The organism is Spirillospora sp. NPDC052269, assembly GCF_040679435.1.
Taxonomy (GTDB): domain Bacteria; phylum Actinomycetota; class Actinomycetes; order Streptosporangiales; family Streptosporangiaceae; genus Spirillospora.
Map to the genome: position 1 here is coordinate 13037 of NZ_JBFAUU010000009.1, position 20570 is coordinate 33606.

The 20570-nt window shown below is 72.8% G+C and carries 18 protein-coding genes and 1 riboswitch; of the genes, 10 read left to right on the top strand and 8 right to left on the bottom strand.

Features of this window, described 5'->3' with window-relative positions:
- Positions 1-15: 15 nt before the first annotated feature.
- From AB0L06_RS20105 to AB0L06_RS20125, 5 genes are all read right to left on the bottom strand, one after another.
- Positions 16-789, bottom strand: coding sequence for an SGNH/GDSL hydrolase family protein (locus AB0L06_RS20105; protein ID WP_500232551.1), 774 nt, complete (start codon positions 787-789; stop codon positions 16-18).
- Positions 790-873: 84 nt separating this feature from the next.
- Positions 874-1569: an MGMT family protein gene (locus AB0L06_RS20110; RefSeq protein WP_500232552.1), complete on the bottom strand. Its 696-nt coding sequence runs from the start codon at positions 1567-1569 to the stop codon at positions 874-876.
- A 68-nt stretch (positions 1570-1637) separates the two neighbouring features.
- Positions 1638-2165, bottom strand: coding sequence for a hypothetical protein (locus AB0L06_RS20115; RefSeq protein ID WP_500232553.1), 528 nt, complete (start codon positions 2163-2165; stop codon positions 1638-1640).
- Between the two features lie 64 nt (positions 2166-2229).
- Positions 2230-2949 (bottom strand): 2OG-Fe(II) oxygenase, encoded by a 720-nt coding sequence (locus AB0L06_RS20120; RefSeq protein WP_500232554.1) that lies wholly within the window; start codon positions 2947-2949, stop codon positions 2230-2232.
- A gap of 45 nt (positions 2950-2994) precedes the next feature.
- Positions 2995-3501: a methylated-DNA--[protein]-cysteine S-methyltransferase gene (locus AB0L06_RS20125; RefSeq protein WP_500232555.1), complete on the bottom strand. Its 507-nt coding sequence runs from the start codon at positions 3499-3501 to the stop codon at positions 2995-2997.
- A 238-nt stretch (positions 3502-3739) separates the two neighbouring features.
- Between AB0L06_RS20125 and AB0L06_RS20130 the strand changes: the two genes are divergently transcribed.
- The 4 genes from AB0L06_RS20130 (at position 3740) to AB0L06_RS20145 (ending at position 6377) form a co-directional block, all read left to right on the top strand.
- Positions 3740-4408, top strand: coding sequence for a hypothetical protein (locus tag AB0L06_RS20130; RefSeq protein WP_500232556.1), 669 nt, complete (start codon positions 3740-3742; stop codon positions 4406-4408).
- A gap of 135 nt (positions 4409-4543) precedes the next feature.
- Complete coding sequence (locus AB0L06_RS20135; RefSeq protein ID WP_500232557.1) at positions 4544-5374, top strand: MbnB/TglH/ChrH family RiPP precursor modification enzyme; 831 nt, start codon at positions 4544-4546, stop codon at positions 5372-5374.
- Entirely contained in the window at positions 5374-6123 is a 750-nt protein-coding gene (locus AB0L06_RS20140) for a hypothetical protein (RefSeq protein ID WP_500232558.1), read from the top strand. The genes AB0L06_RS20135 and AB0L06_RS20140 overlap by 1 nt, the downstream gene beginning before the upstream one ends.
- Positions 6124-6254: 131 nt before the next feature.
- Positions 6255-6377, top strand: coding sequence for a hypothetical protein (locus tag AB0L06_RS20145; protein ID WP_500232559.1), 123 nt, complete (start codon positions 6255-6257; stop codon positions 6375-6377).
- A gap of 90 nt (positions 6378-6467) precedes the next feature.
- Here AB0L06_RS20145 and AB0L06_RS20150 read toward each other — a convergent pair whose 3' ends face one another.
- Positions 6468-6872, bottom strand: coding sequence for a DUF6463 family protein (locus AB0L06_RS20150; RefSeq protein ID WP_500232560.1), 405 nt, complete (start codon positions 6870-6872; stop codon positions 6468-6470).
- A gap of 2 nt (positions 6873-6874) precedes the next feature.
- Positions 6875-7555, bottom strand: coding sequence for a molybdopterin-dependent oxidoreductase (locus AB0L06_RS20155; protein WP_500232561.1), 681 nt, complete (start codon positions 7553-7555; stop codon positions 6875-6877).
- 65 nt (positions 7556-7620) lie between these two features.
- Here AB0L06_RS20155 and AB0L06_RS20160 point away from each other — a divergent pair, with 65 nt between their 5' ends.
- The 3 genes from AB0L06_RS20160 (at position 7621) to AB0L06_RS20170 (ending at position 12285) form a co-directional block, all read left to right on the top strand.
- Positions 7621-8196, top strand: coding sequence for a TetR/AcrR family transcriptional regulator (locus AB0L06_RS20160; RefSeq protein WP_500232562.1), 576 nt, complete (start codon positions 7621-7623; stop codon positions 8194-8196).
- Positions 8197-8453: 257 nt separating this feature from the next.
- Positions 8454-9626: an FKBP-type peptidyl-prolyl cis-trans isomerase gene (locus AB0L06_RS20165; protein ID WP_500232563.1), complete on the top strand. Its 1173-nt coding sequence runs from the start codon at positions 8454-8456 to the stop codon at positions 9624-9626.
- A 319-nt stretch (positions 9627-9945) separates the two neighbouring features.
- Positions 9946-12285, top strand: a complete 2340-nt coding sequence (locus tag AB0L06_RS20170) for a transglycosylase domain-containing protein (RefSeq protein ID WP_500232564.1) — start codon at positions 9946-9948, stop codon at positions 12283-12285.
- Between the two features lie 121 nt (positions 12286-12406).
- Here AB0L06_RS20170 and AB0L06_RS20175 read toward each other — a convergent pair whose 3' ends face one another.
- Positions 12407-12796, bottom strand: a complete 390-nt coding sequence (locus AB0L06_RS20175; RefSeq protein WP_500232565.1) for a DUF8711 family protein — start codon at positions 12794-12796, stop codon at positions 12407-12409.
- Positions 12797-12847: 51 nt separating this feature from the next.
- Positions 12848-12964: riboswitch (SAM riboswitch) on the top strand.
- 102 nt (positions 12965-13066) lie between these two features.
- Here AB0L06_RS20175 and AB0L06_RS20180 point away from each other — a divergent pair.
- From AB0L06_RS20180 to AB0L06_RS20190, 3 genes are all read left to right on the top strand, one after another.
- A complete protein-coding gene (locus tag AB0L06_RS20180; protein ID WP_500232566.1) occupies positions 13067-14596 on the top strand; it encodes an aminotransferase class V-fold PLP-dependent enzyme in 1530 nt (509 codons plus the stop codon).
- A gap of 216 nt (positions 14597-14812) precedes the next feature.
- Complete coding sequence (locus AB0L06_RS20185; RefSeq protein ID WP_500232567.1) at positions 14813-20155, top strand: SseB family protein; 5343 nt, start codon at positions 14813-14815, stop codon at positions 20153-20155.
- A complete protein-coding gene (locus tag AB0L06_RS20190) occupies positions 20152-20520 on the top strand; it encodes a UCP033725 family protein (protein WP_500232568.1) in 369 nt (122 codons plus the stop codon). The genes AB0L06_RS20185 and AB0L06_RS20190 overlap by 4 nt, the downstream gene beginning before the upstream one ends.
- Positions 20521-20570: the final 50 nt, after the last annotated feature.

A 20570-nucleotide genomic window follows, 5' to 3' on the forward strand; every position in this document is an offset into this window, starting at 1 on the left:
GAGCCTCAGGGCGGGTCAGAGGTGGAGGGCTCTGACGATCACGTCGACCGTGGCGGCCGAGATCCGCTGGTGTCCGGCGGCGTTGGGGTGGTCGCCGTCGTCGGTGAGGTAGTGCGTCTCGTCGTAGGCGTGATCCGGGCCCTTGAACGCGGTGCGCAGGTCCACGTACGCCGAACCGGTGTCGCCGGCCGTCTTCCGGATGATCCCGTTGACCTGGTCGGTCATCGCGGCGGCCGCCTGGACGTAGGCCGGTCCCTGCTGCTCGGCGTACCGGCCGCCCAGCCACACGCTCCAGTAGTCCAGCAGCACCACGAGGACCTTGCGTCCCGCCGTCAGCTCGCGCACCCGCCGGACGATCTCGGAGAGGTTGTGCTCCAGCTCGGGGATCCGCTTCTGATAGCAGGCGGTCGAGTTCCCGCACGCCTTGTCGTAGGCCACGTCGTTGGCGCCCACCTGGACGTCCACCGCGTCGGCCCCCGACACATTCCTGATGAGCCTGGGCCATGCGCGCAGCTGCGTGAGCACCCCCGTGGTCGTGTATCCGCCGACGGCCTCGTTGGACACCGTCACCTGCCGGACTCCGGGGACGGTCAGGGCCTTGGCGCTCAGCTCCGGGTAGGGATCGCAGTCGCAGTTGGCGCCCTCCGGGACCGAATCGCCCAGGGCCACGACCGCTCGGGCCACCTCGTGGCTCGGCCGGACCGTCCTCGGCCCCGGGCCGCCCGAGCAGCCGGCGATCATGATCGCGCACGCGGCCGCGACCGGCGCGGCGCGCGGACTCACGCCCATACCCGGATTCTAGGCAATCTTGTTCGACGGACCGCGAGCGACCTCAGGGCCCTCGACTTCGACGGCGGCGGTCCGGCGGCGTCCTCAGGCCGTGATCGGACGGCAGCTCTTGCAGGCGCGGTAGCCCGCCGCGAGCGCCGCGTCCGCCGAGGGGAACGGCATGCGGTGCGGCGGCGTGATCCGGCGCGCGTGTGCGCAGGTCGGATGGCAATAGATCCGCGTGGTGTCACTGCCGAGGAAGACCATGCCCACCCGCGGCGACCAGACCATCTCCCCGGTGATGCCCTCGGCCGCCCGCCACAGCGCGCCCGTCTCCGCGCCGCAGGCCAGGTCGCACGCCCCGCCCTCGTCGTAGGTGACCCGGTGGCACGGGATCAGCAGCGGCACCGGGTTGACCGCGAGGGCGGACGCCACCACGTCTGTGTCTGTCAGCGACGCCTCTCGGGCCACCCACGCCAGCGGACGCAACTGGCCGCGCGGGATACCGCGCACCGCGTCGAGCACCGCGCGCTCGGCCGGGGTGAGTCCCCGCCAGTCGATCGGCAGCCGCGCGGTGCGGCCGGTGCGCAGGGCGGGTGTCAGCCCGGGGAGCGGCCGGTCCGTGCGGATCGCCGTCCGTCCGGTGCGGGCGTGGTGCCGCTCCTCGAACATCCGCGGGCCGGACAGCGTCGACGCCGCCGCGGATCCCGTCACGCCTTCCTCGCTCCAGGCCACGAACAGGCCGCCGACTGGGGCCTCCAGCCGCAGGTACAGGTCGTGGCCGTCGGTGGGCACGTTCACCCGCCTCGGACTCCGGGCCGCGGAGTGCTCGGGTGCCCGCGCCGCCGGACCGGCCGGGGTCGGGGCCGTCATCTAACGGTCACCCGGCGGTCGTCGACGTCCCAGGTGCCGCCGTCGGCGGTGGCTCCGCGCAGGCCGTCCAGGACGCCTGGTCCGGCGAGTGCGGGAAGCCGGGCGTCCTGGAGGGAGGCGAACGCGAAGGTGCGGGCCGGATCCCAGTCGGTGGAGTGGCGCAGGCGGCGGGCGAGTTGCGCGAAGCCGGGCAGGGCCGCGGCCATCACCCACGCGTCGGGCCGCGGCGTGGTCAGCCGCGCGGCGGGCCGCAGCCAGGAGGCGGCCTCCTCCGGCCAGCTGACGACGGTGAGCACCCTGCCGCCGCGTTCCGTCCACGCGTCGGCGACGGCTCGGGCGGCCTCGCGGGAGGCCTCGTCCCGGCTGTGCCCGACGGAGAGGAGCCCCGTCCGGGACACCAGCCGCGTCAGCAAGGTGATGAGGGTGGCGAGTTCGGCGTCGGTGTGCGGCGTGGGCGGGACGGTCGGCTCGACGGTCCGGATCAGCGGTGAGCCGGGCCTCTCCCGGCGGGCGAAGGTGATCATGCTGTGAGGGCCTTTCCCCAGGTCGCGCACCCGCCGGGCGGGCGAACGGAACGGGACCGGTGGGTCATGTCGCGTCGTGGAAGACGAGTCCGAGCGTGCGCCGCCGTCCGGTGCGGACGGTGCTCACCCCGTGCCGCATCGGCCCGTTCGACCAGCCCCTCTTCGAGGCCACCGGCCGGTCCCGCGTCGTGAAGATCAGCCCGTGGCCCTGCGGAACGGTGGTGGACGAACCCCTCGACTGCGCGCGGGCACGCTGCTCGGTCATGATGAACTCGCCGCCGGTGAAGTCCGTGCCGGGGGCGTCGAGGCCGATGACGACCTGAAGCGGGAAGAGCATCTCGCCGAACACGTCGCGGTGCAGGGCGTTCCAGTCGCCGGGGCCGTAGCGCAGCAGGATCTGGGCCGACCTGGTCTGCCCAGCCTCATGACACATCTCCACCCACGTCGCCAGATCGTCCGGCCAGGGCGCCGACCTGCCCAGCTTCCCGGCCCAGTCGCGGGCGACGGGCAGCAGCTTCGGGTAGAACGCCGCCCGCAGCTGGGCGATCACCTCGGGCAGGTCGTGGGTGAAGTAGCGGTACTGGCCTGAGCCGAAGCGATGCCGGGCCATGTCGACGGTGGTGCGGAAGTACCGCTCCTCGTCGTACAGGTCCGCGATCTCCTCGCACTCGGCGGGAGTGAGCAGCGGACCGGTGAGCGCGCTGCCGTGCTCGCCGAGCTCGTCCGCCAGGGCCTTCCAGTCCTGGCGGACGACCCGCTCGGCCGGGGTGACGGTGTCCTTCATGGCGGGTTCCTCGGCGTTGTCGTGGTCGTGCCCCTGCTTCGGGGTTCAGGCCGGCTGCCGGACGCTCTCCAGGTCCAAGAGCTGCCGCTTGCGTTCCGGACCACCGGCGTAGCCGCTCAGCGTCCCGTCCGACCGGATGACGCGGTGGCAGGGCCGGACGACCAGGAGAGGATTGGCGCCGATCGCGGAGGCGACGGCCCGGACCGCGGAGGGCGAGGCGCCGCACCGCACGGCGACCGCGCCGTAGCTGACGGTCGCTCCGAACGGGATGTCGTCCAGCGCCTCCCACACCCGGCGCTGGAACTCCGATCCGCCGGTGGTGAACTCGATGTCGAAGCGGGTCAGTTCACCCGCGAAATAGGAGCGCAGCTGAGCGGCGATCCCGCTGAACGCCTCCGCCTTCTCGACCCATCCGTCCTGGACGGTGGTGCCGTTCCGCTGCCCGGGCACCGATAGCGAGGCCAGCGCGACGCCGTCCTCGGCGGTGGCTGATTCCTCGCCCACGAGAAGCAGTTCGCCCAGCGGGCTGTCGATCGTCGTGTAGATCGTCATCGGTCCGTTCCCCCCATCGTCGGTCGTCACAGCACCGACTATGCGCTCCTCGGGGCCACGACGCTGGCGGAAATCGGACACGGCGTTCGGCCCGGCCGTCCGGCAGGAAGTGCAGAACCGATGCGGACGACCAACCGTGGCCTGGTCCGGTCAGCGGGCCGCGCCGCCGTTGTGACGGATGATCTCCGTCAGCGATCATTCAGCGGCATCCCCCAGAGCACGTCCCCTGAGGAGCTCGATGAACCGTCGCTGGATCACGGCCGTGTCCTGCCTCGTCGCGGCCACCGCCGTCACCGTCCCCGCCGGCGCCGCGCAGGCCAAGACGGCGCCCACCAAGACCGTCCACAACTGGACCCACATCACCTACAAGGGCCCGAAGGGCTCCTCCTACCGGTTCAGCAGCGGCGCCGACATCCGCCTCTCGCCGAAGTTCGCCCAGAGCGGCTGGAGCAAGCGCGACACCAAGGGCATCAAGGGCGTCAAGAACGGCACGCTCTCCGGCAAGGACGTCCTCGTGGACGGCGTCGCGTATGACAACTACTCCGGCGCCTGGAAGAAGACCCGCCTCGACGCCGACACCGTCCGCGTGTGGAGGCAGCACGCCGATCCGGCCTACGTGAAGTCGGTCTTCCTGGGCGCGCGCGGATGGCACCGCGTCAGCGCCCACCACCTGCGCATCAAGGGCTCGATGGCCAAGCTCGGCCCCTATGCGACCTGGGACCTGCACTACGCCCGGCACCTGCTCGACGGCAGCGGCATCAAGACCCTGACGATCGACCTCTACACCGACTCCCACGGCCGCCTCTCGAAGCTGGCCTTCACCGCCCGGTCCAAGTCCGCGACCCTCCAGGCCGAGGACGGCTGGAACGCCTACGACAAGCCGGTGAAGATCACCGCCCCCCGCTGAGGAACGCCCCGGCCGGGGCGGCGCAAGGGTTTGCGGGGTGTTGACCGAAACCTCTGCGTCGCCCTGGCATGCCCAGGAAAGGACACTGTCAGTGATCAGTGCACTTCGAGCGGCTAGGGGTGGATGGTGGGAAGGTTGCCGAGGCTGGGGTCGGGGCTGGGGTACCGGGCGGAGCTGGCCGAGGACATCGACCGCCACGCCGACCGGATCGACTGGCTGGAAGTGATCAGCGAGCACTTCCTGTTCGCCCGGGACGCCCGGGAGCACCTGCGGGGGCTGGCACGGCGTTTCGCGATCGTCCCGCACGGGGTGGAGCTGTCCATCGGCTCCGACCGGGAGCCGGACGCGGCGTACCTGGAGGCGCTGGCGAGCCTGGTCGAGGAGGTCGACGCGCCCTGGTTCAGCGACCACCTCTGCTTCACCCGGACCGACGAGGTCGCGCTCGGGCTGCTCGCGCCGCTGCCGCGCACCCGGCAGGTCGCCCGCCGCCTGGCCGGACGGGCCCAGTGGGTCCAGCGGGAGGTCGGCCGCCCGTTCCTCCTGGAGAACATCACCTACTACGTGGACCTGGCCACCCCGCTGACCGAGGCGCAGTTCATCGCCGAGGTGCTGGAGCACTGCGACTGCGGCCTGCTGCTGGACGTCGCCAACCTCGACATCAACGCCCGCAACCACGGCTTCGACCCGCTGGACTTCCTGGACGCCCTGCCGCTCGAACGCGTCGTCCAGGTCCATCTGGCCGGCGCGGGCGAGGACGAGGAGATGACCCTCGACACGCACAGCGAGGCGGTGCCGGCCCGCGTGTGGGACCTGCTGGACGAGGTCGTCGCGCGCACCCCGGTCCAGGCCTCGCTCATCGAGCGGGACGCCAACTTCCCCGACGACTTCGCCGAGCTGCTGGACGAGGTCGACCGGGCCCGGACCGTCCTGGCCTCGCGTCCCGCCGAGCTCATCGGCGGCGCGTGATGGGCCTGTCGGACGCGCTGGCCGCGATGCTGACCAACGAGGCCGATCTCGCCCTGCTCCAGGAGGATCCGACAGCGCTCCGTGACCGTTTCGCGTTGACCGGAAACGAGCTCGCCATGCTCACGGGGGCCAGGAACGTCGGCTACCGGATCACCCGCCGCAACGTCCAGGCCAAGCTGCGGCGCGCGGTCGGCGTCTGCCTCCCGGTGACCGTCGCCCACCTGCACCATCACCACCCCGACCTGTGGGAACGGTTCGCCTCCACGCTCGTCCGGCCGCCGCAGCCGGTGCACAGGCACGGCATCTGGGAGTCCGAGCGGCTGACGGACTGGCTCGCCGACAGCGACCTCGCCCCGCTGGCCGACTACGCCCGCTACGAGCTGGAACGCGTCAAGCTCAGGCGCACCGACCGCGAAGCCCCCGGCCGGGGGCCCGCGGACGTCCGCGGAGCCGACCGGCCGCTGACGCTGTCGTCCGACGTGCGGATCCTGAGGTTCGACCACGACGTCACCGCCGGTCCCCCGCTCGCCGATCTGCCGGTCCGGCGCACTCACGTCGTCCTGCACCGGCCCTCCCCGCCCTCCCGCCTGCAGACCTTCCGGATCAGCCCGGCCACCGCCCGGCTGCTGGCCGAGTGCGACGGCACGCGCACCACCGAACAGCTCGTCGCCGGCGCCGGCAGCGACCCCGCCTCCGTCCGGACCGCGCTGGACCGCCTGCTGGCCGCCGATCTGGTGCGTCCCACGTGACCACCGCAGGCGGCCGCCACCGGCTCCCGCGCCCACGCGCCTGAGCGGCGTGCGCGCGGGACACCCGGCCCGCCACCGGGCCACCACACCGGGCCCGCCGGACGACGGGCCCCTCACGAAGGGAAGGGACCATGGAGCCGCAACTCACCGAAGAGACCACCGACCAGGAGTTCACCCTGGAACCCGTCGAGGACCACGCCGAGCCGGCCGCCGACAACGCCGCCGGCTGCAGCTCCTGCTCCTGCGGCGGGTGACCACCGGCAGCGAATGAGGGTGGGGCCCACCGCGCCCCACCCTCACCTCTGCCCGCCGGACCGTCAGTGGTCGCCGTCCTTGATCACGTCCTAGCGCGGGGCCGATTCCACGGCGGCGGGGGCGCGGTAGGTGGCGGTCAGGGCCAGGCAGCCGAGGACGACCAGCGCCCAGCTGCCGGTGACCGGGAAGTAGATCGCGCACAGCGGGACGCCGGTCGCGAGGAGGAACCAGCCGACCTGGGCGGGGACCCGGCCGGTCAGCCGGACGGCCAGGCGGGTCATGCTGCCGAGGACGAGCAGCAGCGCTCCGGAGGCGAGGAACCAGACGCTGGCCTCGCGGTTCCAGTAGCCGGGCGCGTCGGTGTCGACGACCGTCCCGGCGAAGCCGTCGCGGACGATGTCGTCCCAGGCGTTGGGCTGGACGAACGCCCAGACGAAGTGCAACACCGACGTCGCGATGATCAGGCGCGGGACCCAGCGGTTCAGGCCGTTCACGGTCATCCCCTTCCGTTAGTACGTGCGCGAGCGGACTCGTAGGCGGTGCGGGCCCCCGGCAGAAGCGCGCGCCAGACTGGACGCCAGACGCGTCCGGGCAGGTAGCGGCTGCGCTCCTCGTGCGCGACGCGCCCGCGCGGGTGGCCCTTCCAGCCGGCGGAGCCCGCGTCATATGAGGTGCGGTACTCGATCTGGCAGACGTGCTTGACGCTCTTGTAGCCGTAGTGCGCCGGAGCGACGAGACGTAGCGGCGCGCCGAGATCAGGACCGAGGGGCGAGCCGTCCAGGGTGTCGGCGAACAGGACGTCCGGGGCGAGCGCGTCGTCCAGGCGCAGGGCGGCCGAGTAGCCGTCCAGGCCGGTGAAGGTGACCCAGCGCACGGCCTTCCGGACCGCCACCAGATCCGTGAGATAAGCGTGGACGTCGCGGAAGGGCACCCCGCTCCAGGACAGTCCGAGCGCGCTCCACGTCGTGACGCAGTGCAGGTCGGCCACGCGGTCGGCGCGCCCCGGCAGCGAGGCGAGTTCCGCGGCGGACACCTGGCCGGGATGGCGGACGGCCCCCGTGACGGTCACGGCGGCCGTCCCCCGCGGACGCGGGACGACCGGCCCGAAGCGCGGCAGCCCGAACGGGCGGTGCCCGGCCCGGACCTGTCCCGGCGGCAGGCCGGACGCTGCGTTCACGCGACCCCCTTTTAGAGAGCGATCTCTAATAATCGGGGAGCGTACCCCACCGGTACCCTCGCCGCATGGGGCGACCTCCGCGGCACGACCGCGACCGGCTGCTGGACGCGGCCGTTGACCTGGCCTTCGAGGCCGGGCCGTCGGGCGTCACGGTCGCGGCCGTCGCGCGCTCGGCGGGCGCGCCGAGCGGCTCGGTGTACCACCGGTTCCCCAACGCGATGGCGCTGCTGGCGGCCGTCTGGCTGCGGACGCTCGAACGCTTCCAGGACGACTTCGTCGCCGCCGCGTCCGGCGAACCGGCCGGCCGGGCCGCCGTGGACGCCGCGCGCCAGGTCGTCTCCTGGAGCCGTACCAACCCCCGCGAGGCGCTGCTGCTCCAGTACGGACCGCGTGATTTCGGACAATCCGAATGGCCGGACGCCGACAGGGACCGGCTCGCCCACGGCAACCGGCGCGTCCGCGACACGTTGGCCGGCCTCGCGGCCCGGCTCGGCCCCCGGACCGACCTCGAACGCGTCCTCCTGGCCGTCGTGGACGTCCCGCGGAGCCTCGTCGCGCGGCACCTGCGCGAGGGGACGCCGATCCCGGAGTCCGCGGAGGACCTCGTCGCGGAGACCGCCGCCGCCCTGCTCGGGATCTGAAAGCCCCCCGCCCGCCCTTCAAAGATCAACGGATTGCGCCTGGTCAGCCCCGCTGGAAGGGGATTCAGGCCGTCCGCCGGGAGCGGGCGGGAATTTCGGTCGACGATCAGCGGTCTCCGGGAGCCGCATCTTCGGTCCCGGGACGGTAGATTGCGGGCCTGGTCCTCTCCCTGTTCTTCACAGCGACCTTAGGCGTGACCTGGCAGGGTGATTGACCTTTGGACTGCTGTCGACGAACCCGGAGCGAGTGAGGAAACATGTCCGACGACGACAAGCCCCGGGGTGAGCCGGCGGTCAAGGCCAAGCTGCCGAACGCCAAGAACATCCGGAGCCCCGAGTTCACCCCGCACGGCATCAGCGGGGGACGGACCGGCGGCCAGCCGCTCAAGCCGTCCGCGAAGCCCTCGGGGCTGACCGCCGCCCAGGCCAAGAAGCGCCGCAACATCGCGATCGTGGTCGCGGTCGTGGCGGTGCTCGCGATCGCCGGCGGCACCACCTGGTACGTGACGCGGCCCGCGCCCAAGGTCGAGGTGACCGGGGCGTTCGGGAGCGCGCCGAAGGTCAAGATCCCGGGCTCGATCACGCCGGGCAAGGCGCTGAAGGTGACCGAGCCGGTCACCGGCGCCGGCCCCAAGATCGGCGCGAACACGCTGGCGCTGCTCCACTACGAGATCTACAAGTGGACGCCCAAGGGCGGCAAGTCGGACGACAAGAAGGGCTCGACCAGCAAGAAGGTGCTGGACACCCGGGAGAAGTCCGAGCTCAACCCGCAGCCCGGCCCGCAGCTGCTGCCGGTCGACAAGCTCCAGGTCAAGGGTCTGAAGAACGGCCTGACCAACAAGACCGAGGGCAGCCGCGTGGTGCTGCAGATCCCGCCGGACCAGAGCTTCGACCCGCAGTCCGCGCAGCAGTTCGGCCTCGCCGAGGGCGACTCGGTCGTGTTCGTCGCCGACGTCCTCAAGGTCATCCCGACCAACGCCGAGGCGAGCGGCACCGAGCAGAAGCTCACCGACAAGAACCTGCCGACGGTCGAGCCGCAGAAGGGCAAGGCCCCGAAGGTCACCATCCCCAAGGTCGACCCGCCGAAGACCATGCAGGTCAAGACCCTGATCCAGGGCACCGGCCCGGCCACCACCAAGGACGACACCGCGGTGGTGAACTACGTCGGCCAGATCTGGGGCACCGGCAAGCAGTTCGACTCGTCCTGGGAGAAGGGCGCGCCCGCGGCCTTCCCGCTGGCCGACCCGCCGCCCGGCGCGATGCCCGGCTTCTTCAAGGGCCTGCGTGACCTGAAGGCCGGCAGCCGCGTGATGCTGATCCTGCCGCCGTCCGACGGCTACGGGAAGTCCGGCAACCCGCAGGCCGGCATCAAGGGCACCGACACGGTGGTGTTCGTCGTGGACATCCTCGGGGCGGCCAAGACCGGCTGATCCGAAACCGAGATCCCGAATTGGCGGGACGGCCCGGAACCGGGCCGTCCCGCCATTCGTTTCCGGTCCGTCCGCGGGTTGTCCGAAAACGGACGAATCGGGAGTGAGTCTCTTTTGGACGGCCCGCGACCTGGGCCTCTCCCGGCATCTCCGGGACGCCCGCGATTCACCGAGGATCCGTCGATTCTGTGATCCGCGCCACGCGAACCTCCGGGGCATTCCAGTCGTCCTTGTAGTGGGGGCCATGCGAGCGTGCTGAGCCGCCCGACGCACCGAACCCCTCGGGTATCGTCGATAACGAAAAAATCACGGGGGGCCAGTGAGCAGCAAAGACAGCACCCCGGGGGGCGAATCGTCCGCCGGGTCGAACAAGGACGTCTCGTCCCGGAAGGGCCGCGCCGCGCGGCTCGGCGGAGTGGCCGAGAGCCCGCGCACCGCCGGAGCCAAGGCCGCCGAGGCCGCCCGCACCGCGGCCGGCGTCGGCGGACGCGCGCCCGGAGGGCCCCGGGGGCCGCGCAAGAAGCGCGGACGGGGCGCCAGGTACACCCGGCGCGCGGCGTTCATCCTCCTCGGGCTGCTGGGGCTCGGCGTCGTCGCGTTCGGCGTCGCCTACCTGCTCACGCCCGTCCCGTCGCCGTCGCAGGCGGCCGTCGCCCAGGGTCCGACGTACTACTACGCGGACGGCAAGACCGTGATCGCCAAGACCGGCACGAACCGCGAGGCGGTGCCGATCAGCCAGGTTCCCAAGAGCGTGCGGGACGCGGTGATCGGCGCCGAGAACCGCAGCTTCTACAGCGACCCCGGCGTCTCGGTGAAGGGCACCGGACGCGCGCTGTGGTCCACCGCGACCGGCAAGCAGCTGCAGGGCGGCTCCACGATCACCCAGCAGATGGTCCGCAACTACTACGGCGGCATCGGCCAGGAGCGCTCGGTCACCCGCAAGCTCAAGGAGATCATGGTCTCCCTGAAGGTGGGCCGCGAGAAGTCCAAGGACTGGATCCTCGAGCAGTACCTCAACACCATCTACTTCGGCCGCGACGCCTACGGCATCCAGGCCGCCGCGCACGCCTACTACAACAAGGACGTCAAGGACCTCACCCCGTCCGAGGGCGCCTACCTGGCCGCGGCGATCCAGCAGCCGACGCCGTTCGGCGACCCGTCCGGCGCGTCCCTGGCCTACGCGCAGCAGCGCTGGCAGGCCGTCGTCGGGAACATGGTCCGCGACCACGCGCTGACGCCCGCGCAGCAGGCGCAGATGAAGTTCACCGCGCCGCGCGCGCAGAAGCTGAAGAACGTCTACCGCGGCCAGAACGGCTACATGATCAACGTGGCCCGCAAGGAGCTGATCGAGCGCCGCGGCTACACCGAGGACGAGATCAACCGGGACGGCCTGAAGATCGTCACGACGTTCGACAAGAACCTCATGGACGCCGCCAAGCAGGCGGTGAACAACAACACCCCGAGCGGGATGAGCAAGAAGATCCGCACCGCGCTGGTGTCGGTCGACCCGTCCACCGGGCAGGTGCTCGCCTTCTACGGCGGCCGCAACTACCTCGACGAGATGGGCTCGAGCGTCTGGTACGACTGGGCCCAGCCGGGCTCCGGCTTCAAGCCGGTCGTGCTGGCCGCCGCGCTGAAGGCGGGCTACGGCCTCGACACCACCGAGGACGGCTCGTCCCCGCAGACCTTCGCGGGCACGCCCCTGCACAACGACTCCGACGAGCAGTTCGGGAACATCAACCTGGTCACCGCCACCGAGCACTCGGTGAACACCGCCTACGTCAACCTCGGCCAGCAGGTCGGGCTCGACAAGGTGACCAAGATGGCCGAGGCGCTCGGCATCCCGAAGAGCCAGCTCACCGCGAACGGCGCGAACAACGCCCCGTCGCTGCCGCTGGGCCCGATCTCGGTGCACCCGATCGAGATGGCCGGGGTGTACTCGACCTTCGCGGCGGACGGCACGCACCGCACCCCGTACGTCGTCCGCTCGGTCGACGACAACAAGGGCCACTCGGACGAGTTCTCCGAGAAGGGCGACAACGTCTTCAGCGACCAGGTCGCCAAGGACGCCACCTACGCGATGCAGAAGGTCGTCGAGGGCGGCACCGGCCGCGGCGCCCAGCTCGACGACGGACGCGACGTCGCGGGCAAGACCGGCACCACCAACGCCGGCGCCGCGATCTGGTTCAACGGGTTCATCCCGCAGCTCCAGACGACCGTCGCGATGTTCCGCAGCGACGGCAAGCCGCTGGACATCCCGGGCTACGGGTCCTACGGCGGCCAGCTTCCGGCGCAGATCTGGAAGAGCTACATGGGCGACGCGGTCTCGATCAAGAACTTCGCGGCCAAGTCGTTCGACCCGCCGTCCATCGACACCGGCTACGACCAGGGCCCGGTGACCAACCGTCCGACGGACACCCCGACGACCAAGCCGCCGTCCGGCAAGCCGACCAAGCCAGGCGGCCGCCCGACGGGGCCGGGCCAGCCGACCGGCCGTCCGACGCACCGTCCCACCGGCAAGCCGACAGGCGGTCCGAGCAGCCCCAATCCCGGGGGTGGCGGAACCGGAGGCGGCGGCGGAACCGGAGGCGGTGGCGGCGGCAGTGGCGGCGGCGGGGGTGGCGGAACCGGCACCGGCACCAACGACCTGGGCTTCTGACCCGAGGGGTCCCGAGTTCTCTCGGGACCCCTTTCCCATACCCGCCGTTCGTCATGGGCGTCATCCGTTGTGGGCGTTGGCCGCCGTGGGCGTTGGCCGTTGCGGGCGTTGGCCGGTGGGCTCAGTCGCAGGCGGTGCCCAGTGCGCCGGGGGCGGCGGCGAGGGTCGCGTTGAGTTGTTCGACGTCGCCCGCCGCGACCGTTCCGGCGGCGGCGCGGAGCTTGGCCGCCTGGTCCTTGAGCGCGTTCTTGAGCTTGTCGTCGGACGCCTTGTCCGCCAGCCCCGACAGGTTCGCGGCGAGCTGCTCGGTCGGCTGCCGCCATTGGGCGGCGTCCGCCGCCGACACCGCGTGCACACCGCCGATGTACTTCTCGTAGGCCGTTTTCGCGTCTCCGCAGGTGGCGGCCGAATTACCGCCGCCGACCGATCCGCCGCAGCCGGCCAGCAGCGCCGCCGCGCCCGCCGCCAGCGCTCCCCCGGCCGCCAGTCTCGTGATCACCCCGTGCGTCATCCGTGCCCTCCGACTTGATCCACATCCCGTCCCTCCTATACTTTCGCACCAGGTCATGAGCGCCAGCGTCAAGCCCCGGCTAGCTGGCCGGCAACCCTTCGTCCGCGATGGGGTGCCCCGGGTGAGGACCGGGCCGGGCGTGGTATCGCGCCCCGGCAAGCGCGGATCCCGTCGTTCCAGGGCCTGGCCCTCGGGATCCCTGATCCCGAGGAGTGCCCACGTATGTCCGCGACTGCCCTCGCTACCCCTTTTGTCGGTTCCACTCCCTCCGTGATCGGGACGGACGCGCCCGTCCCGCTGGACGACGGGCGCGCCGTCCCCTACGCCAACCTCGACTACGCCGCGAGCGCGCCGTGTCTTTCGGCGGTGCGGGAGGCGATCTCCGAGGCACTGCCGTACTACAGCAGCGTGCACCGGGGCGCGGGCTACGCGTCCCAGGTCACGACGGCCGCGTATGAGAAGGCGCGCGAGACGGTCCGGGGCTTCCTCGGCGCGCGGCAGCGCTCGTCGGTCGTGTTCACGCGCAACACCACGGACGCGATGAACCTGCTCGCGCACTGCGTCCCGTCCGGGACGACGGTCGTGGTGTTCGAGACCGAGCACCACGCGACGCTGCTGCCGTGGCGGCGGGCCGTCCGGCTGCCCGCGCCGGCCTCGCCCACCGAGGCCGTCGCCGCGGCCGGCCGGGCGCTCGCCGCCTCCCCCGCCGGACCGCGCCTGCTGGTGGTCACCGCCGCGTCCAACGTGACCGGCGAGGTGTGGCCGCTCGCGGAGCTCGCCGCGGTCGCGCGGACGCACGGCGCGCGCATCGCGGTGGACGCGGCGCAGCTCGTCCCGCACCGCCCGCTGGACATGACCGCGCTCGGCCTCGACTACGTCGCGTTCTCCGGGCACAAGCTGTACGCGCCGTTCGGCGCGGGCGTCCTCGCCGGACGGTCCGACTGGCTGCGCGCCGCCGGGCCGTACCTCAAGGGCGGCGGGGCCAGCGCGTCCGTCGACGAGCACGGGAACCGCGCGCACTGGCACGCCGACCCCGAGGCGCGGCACGAGGCGGGCACCCCGAACGTCCTCGGCGTCCTCGCGCTCGCCGCCGCGTGCGAGACCCTCGCCGCGACCGGCTGGACACCGCTCGTCGAGCACGAGGCGCGGCTCCTCGCACGGCTGCGCACCGGATTGGCGCGGATCCCGGGTGTGCGCGAACTCACGCTCTGGGGGGACCGGTCACCGCGCGTCGGCATCGTGTCGTTCGTCGTGGACGGCTGGGACGCGCGCGAACTGGCGGTCGCCCTTTCGGGACGGTTCGGGATCGGCGTCCGAGACGGAAAGTTCTGCGCACACCCCTTCGTCCAACACCTCCTCGACACGTCCAACGCGTCCAACGCAGTCAGCGCGGCCAGGGCGGGCGGCGCGTCCAGCGGAGGCAACGCGGGCAGCGCGTCCAACGTGGGCGGCGCAGGCAGCGCGTCCAGCGCAGGCAGCGCAGGCGGCGCGTCCAACGTGGGCGGAGCGTCCAGCGCGGGCGGAGCGGGCAGCGCGGGCGGAGCGGGCAGCGCGGGCGGAGCGGGCAGCGCGGGCGGAGCGGGCAGCGCGGGCGGCGCGGGCAGCGCGGGCGGCGCGTCCAACGCGGGTGGAGCGTCCGGTGCGGGTGGTGGGAGCTGTGCGGGCGGGCCGAGCTCGGCGGTCCGGGCGAGTTTCGGGATCGGGACCACCGAGGCGCATGTGGACCGGCTCGTCGAGGCGGTCGCCGTCCTCGCCCGCGGGGGTGCCGAAGTCGGCACCGCGCAATTGCCCCGGGGTTAGATCTCCATTACTCCGGTGGGCCCGGAGGCCGGTGGCCTTCGGCGGATGGCGCGGGATTGTCACCGTCCCGCGCCATACTGTCCCGAGGGTCGTCCGCGGACCGGTCGAGTGGGCGCTTTAGCTCTGTTCGCCCATGTAGCGTAAGCAGGTCCGTAAGGTGCCCAGCGGGCCCGCCTCCCGGCGTCGGGGTCCGGGAGGAGGAAGGTCCGGGGCGGGATGAAACAGGGGGTGGCGACCGTGGCGGACGGCTGGCAACCCACGTCGGAGCTCGAGCGCCGACTGGGGGACGCGGTACGGAACGGGGACCAGGAAGGGTACTTCCGGCTGCTGGCGGAGAGTGAACTCGTCGTCCCCGTCCCACCCGAGATGACCGACGACGTCCTCGCCGGCCGGCGGCAGCCGACCTGGCCCACGCAGGACGAGGACGACCGCACGTTCGTGCTCGTCTACACCTCGCCCACCGCGATGCGCGCCTGCCTCGGCCCGTCCTACCGGCACTACATCCGGGCGCCCTTCACCGTCCTCGCCGAGACCTGGCCGGACAACAACTGGTGGCTCGCGGTGGACGTCCCGTCCCACACCGTCCGGGACGTCTCGCTCCCGATCGAGGGCCGCCTGCCCGCCTGGTTCATACTGCGCCTCGCGCAGGGCGACCAGCGTCCGCCGCTCGCCGGCCACCACCAGCCCGACCCGTCCGCGCTGTCCGGCCCGGCCGCACCGCCGCCGCAGGCCGCTCCGTCCGCGCCTGCTCAGGACGGCGCGCACGGCGAGCCCATCGGCGCGCAGCCGCCTGCCGCACCGACGCCTGCCACGCCGCCCGGCGCGCCGATGCCTGCCGTGCCGCCCGCCGCCGCCGCCGAGTACCAGCCTCCGGTCGAGGCCGGTGCGGAGCAGGCGTCCGCGGCGCCCGTTCCCGAGGGGGACGTGTCCGTCGCGCGTGAGCGGGACGCGGATGCGGGTGACTCGCAGCAGGCGTCCCCTCCCGCACTGGACGACCCGCGCGCCACCATCCGCGACCTGTCCGTCTACACGGGACACGAGGCGCCGGAGGGCGAGGCCGAGCCCCCGCTTCCGCCCGGGATCGCCGACATGCCGCCCGTCCCGGAGCCCCCGGGCCCCAAGGAGGCGTCGCCCGCCGCGACGTCCGTGGACCCGATCCCCGTGATCGCCCCGCGGCAGGAGCCGGACGAGCCGTGGGAGGAGCTCCAGGGCCAGCACCGCGACCTGCCGCGCACCGAGCCTCGCCCGGAGTTCCAGCCCGCCAACGACGTGGAGCGGTCGCTGCTGCGCGCGGCGACCGACAACGACCACGACCTGTTCCTCCAGACCCTCGCCGACGCCGAGGTCCTGCTGCCGGTCGGCCCCGACGCCGACTTCACGCTCCGCCCGGGCCGCGCCGAGTTCCAGTGGCGGACGCGCGAGGCGGACGGCGCGACGCTCGTCCAGGTGTTCAGCTCGCCCGAGCGGCTCGCCGAGGCGGCCGCCACCGCCGGGACCGACTCCATCCGCGTCCCGTTCCCGCTGATCCTGCGCTACTGGCCGGAGCACGCGAACGCGCTCGCGATCAACCCCGGCTCCCCCGCGGGCGGGACGATCCTCGCGGAGCAGCTCCCCGGCCTCGCGACCTGGGCCGACCAGCGCTCCGCGCGCCGCATGTCGGAGGACTTCGAGGCGCAGAACGAGGTCGAGCAGCGCCTGTTCGACGCCGCGGTGCGCCGCGACACCGACGCGTTCTTCAAGGTCCTGCTGGGCGCGCAGGTCCTGATCCCCGCCGAGCCCGACACCCCGTGGGGCATCACCCCGGACGACGCGGAGTTCCCGTGGCGTCCGGCCCGCGTCCACGGCCGCGTCGCGATCCAGCTGTTCACGTCGCTGCGCTGGATGAACGAGGCGGTCGGATCGTCCCGGTTCGTCATGCCGACGTTCCTCGAGGTCGTCGCCGCCTGGCCGGACGCCGAGTGGACCCTCGTCCTCAACCCCGGCACCCCCGTCGACGCCGCCATCCCCGGCGAGCAGGTCCGGGCCCTCAGCGGCCCCACCGAACCGTCCACGGACATGGCCGCCGCCGCCGGCGCGTCCGGCCCCGCTGATGGCGGTGCACGTCCGGACACCCTCGCCCCCGCGAACGCGAACGCGAACGGCCACGCGGACGTGTCTGGCCCCCTGGACGCGCCCGGTTCAGAGGTGCCCGCCCACGTGGACGCTCCGGAACGCGCGTCCGAAGGCGCCAACGCCCCGGAAGGCGCGGGCGTACCGGAACATATGGACGCGCCTGGATACGTTGAGGCGTCCGCAGGCGCTGACATTGCTGGACTCGCAGGCGCGAACGGGCACGTCGAAGCACTCGCAACCCCGGACGCGCCCGGGAACGCCGACGCCGCTGACGCGTCCGGACACGTTGAAGCCGCCGACACGTCCGGCCAAGCGGATGGCGCGAACACACCCGGGCTCGCGGAGGCCAACGGGCGGGTCGAAACCGCAGGCCCCGACGCGTCCAGCATGACGAACACCGCTGGAAGCGCCGACGAGAGCGGCCCGGTTCAGGCACCCGCAGGCACGGACGCTTCCGGCCAGGCGGACACGCCTGGCCCCGCAGGCGCGAACGGACATGCCGACACCACGGGCGCCGACCCGTCCGGGTACGCGGACACCGCTGGACGCTCCGAGGCGGTCGGAGGCACGACCGCGAACGGGCACGGCGGCGTGGGCGCGGCCGAGGCCGACGGACACGGCGACGCGGAGGCCTCGACGGGGCGTCCGGCTGGGTCCGACGCGCCGTTCGAGCCGGGCAACCGGATCGACCAGGAGCTTTACGAGGCGGCGCTCGGCGGGGACTCCGACGCCTTCCTGCGAGTGCTGCTCGCGGCGAACGTGCTGGTGCCCATCCCGCAGGACGCACCGCTGCAGGTCACGCCGACGCAGCAGGAGTTCCGCTGGGACGCGGCGCTGCGCGGCTCGGCCGCCGTGCAGGTGTTCACGTCGCTCGTGCGCCTGCGCGAGGTGCTGCCTGAGTCCCGGTTCGTGTACGCCGACTTCCGCGAGCTGATCGCCGCGTGGCCGCACGAGGACTGGGCGATGCTGCTCAACCCCGGCACCCGGATCGGCGCGTCCCTGCGCGGTGACCAGGTGCGCGCGCTCAGCGAGTGGGCGATCCGCGTCGGGCTCGTCCAGCCGCCGGAGCCGGCCCCGACCGGCCCCGCCACGACCGACGCGTCCACGCCCAGCGGCTTCGGCACGGACGCTGAGGCACTCACGCACGGTGGTCCTCACGCAGAGACGCCGGACACCGCGCCCAGCGAGCCGCACGCGAACCCGCAGAGTGCGTTCACCGCCGGTACGCCGGACGGTTCTGGCGTGGACGCGCATGGTGGAGCCGGCCTGCCCATCCAGGGTGCGCCTCAGACCGCCATGCCCGACGGCCTCGGCACTGACGCGCAGGGCATGCCCCACGCGGACGCGCCCAGAACGATGGCAGGCGTCTCGACACCCGATGCTCTCAGCACGGGAGCACCGGACTGGGCGGACGCGAACACCGAGGCGCAGAGCCCGTTCGGCGCACCGGGCGTGCCTGCCCCCGACGCCCGCGGTGGAACCGGGCTGCCCGTCCAGAATGCCCCTCACACCGACGCGTCCGACGCCTTCGGCGCAGACACACGCGGCGCAGACGCACGCGGCGCAGACGCACGCGGCGCTGCTGGTGCGAACACGCAGAATGCGCCCAACGCGGACGCGTCCAGCGCGGCAAGCGCCCCGGCGCCTGGTGATCTCGGCGCAAACGCGCAGGGCTGGGCAGACGCAGGCACAGGCGTGCAGAGTGCGTTCGGCGCCGGTATGCCGGGCGGGCTCGGCGAAGAAGCGCATGGTGCAGCTGAGGCACCCACGCATGGCGGGCCGCACGCGGGCGCGCCTGATGCTGCATCCAGCGGCTTTGACGCGGAGGCGTCCGGCGCGGCCGGCGACTTGGCATCTGGTGGTCTCGGCGCGGACGCGGCGGGCTGGGCAGACGCAGGCACGGACGCGCAGAGTGCATTCGACGCTGGCGCGCAGGGCGTGGCCAGCGAAGAAGCTCGTGGTACGGACGAGCCCACCACGCATGGCGGGCCTCACGCAGGCGCGCCGGAGGCTGCCCCCAGCGGTTTCGGCGCGGACGCGCACGGCGCAGGTGGCATGAACGCGCAGAGTTCGCCTTACGCGGATGCGTCCGGCGCGGCGGGTGCCTCGGCGCCTGGTGGTCTCGGTGCGGATGGGCCCGGCTGGGCAGACGCTGGCACAGACGTGCAGAGTGCCTTCGGCGTTGGTGCGCGGGGCGGGCTTGGCGAAGAAGCGCATGGTGCAGCTGAGGCACCCACACATGGAGGACCGCACGCGGGCACGCCTGGCACTGCACCTGGCGGCCTCGGCGCGGACGCGCACGGCGCAGGTGGCGTGAACGCGCAGGGTGCGCCCTACACGGATGCGTCCGGGGTGGCGGGCGACTTGGGGCCTGGTGGTCTCGGTGCGGATGGGGCCGGCTGGGGAGACGCGGGCGCGGACGTGCAGGGTGCGTTCGGTGTTGGTGCGCGGGGCGGGGTCGGCGAAGAGGCGCTTGGTGCGGGCGAGGTTTCCGCGCATGGCGGGCCTCACGCGGGCGCGCCGGGAGTCTCTGACGCCGTGTCTGGTGGCTTCGGTGCGGGCGAAAGTGGGGTGGACGCGCAGGGGGTGGCTCGTCCGGATGCGTCCGGGGTGGCGGGTGCCGCGGTGTCGGGCGGTCTCGGTGCGGGCGCGGATGCGCAGGGTGCGGCCTACACGGATGCGTCCGGGGTGGTCTCAGGGGCTGGAGGGTTTGGCACTGACGCGTTGGGCTGGGCCGACGCGGGTGCCGAGGCGCAGAGTGCGTTCGGCGCGGATGTGGACGCGGCGGGGCCTGGGGGCGGGGTTCCGGGGATGCCTGGCGGGGCTCGGGCCGGAGGGCCCGGGGAGGTCGGGTCGTTCGACGGGGTCGCGGCGTTCGGGGTCTCGGCGGAGCGGCGGCGGGCCGGTGAGCCGGACGGGGAGTTCGGGGCCGAGCCGACGATCATGCAGAAGGTCGTCCCGCACGCGCATGTGGCCTGGTACCTGGAGCAGGGGTACGACCGGGTCGGGGGGTTCGTCCACCCGACGGCGGACGTGGCGGAGCTGCAGACGCCCGGCCAGTTGTACGAGACGCTCGGGCTGCTCTACGAGGACGCGCCGTTCTCGGTCGCGGACGAGTCGGTGCACGTGATCCGGTGGCCGGCGTACTGTCCGGATCTGTACCGGGTGCCGTTCGGGGGGCGGACCGAGGAGGAGGTCGCGTCCTGGGGCGAGGCCGGGTGGGTGCTGGAGCGTCCGCCGTTCACCGGGGCGGGGTTCGCGCCGGGGAGTGCCGGGTCGATCCGGGAGTACAAGGTGGACAGCGTCCGGCTGCCGTTCGGGGCGGAGATGTACGTGCTCGGCCGGGACGGGTCGGAGCGGTTCGTCGCGATGTACGACCCGGACCGGCTGGCCTGGCTGCGGCCCGAGGGCGCGACGCCCGCCGGGCGGACGGAGGTGGCGCGGTGAGCCGGGACGGATACGTGGCGCGCTGGCTCGGGCGGGAGTTCGAGGCGGTGCCGGGCGCGGACGGCGAGATCCGGCTGTACGCGGCGGAGCCGACGGACGGGTTCGAGGAGCTGCGGCCGGACCGGTTCCGGCGGATCGTCCCGGCGTTCGAGCTGGAGTCGCTGCGGTACGTCCGGACGGTGTGCCGGTGGCGCGACGAGCCGTTCGTGGTCGTCGGGGAGCATGACGGGTGGTCGCGGGTCGAGTACGCGGGGGGCCGGGCGCCGGTCGCCGAGGGCCTCGGGCTCGAGCGGATCGATCAGGGCGTGTGGCAGGCGTGGGCGCCGAGTGGGGAACTCCAGGACGTGCGCGAGGAGTTCATCTGACGGTAGTGTCCAAGTTGCCCGTCCGAATCGGACACGGGGTTGATTTAGGT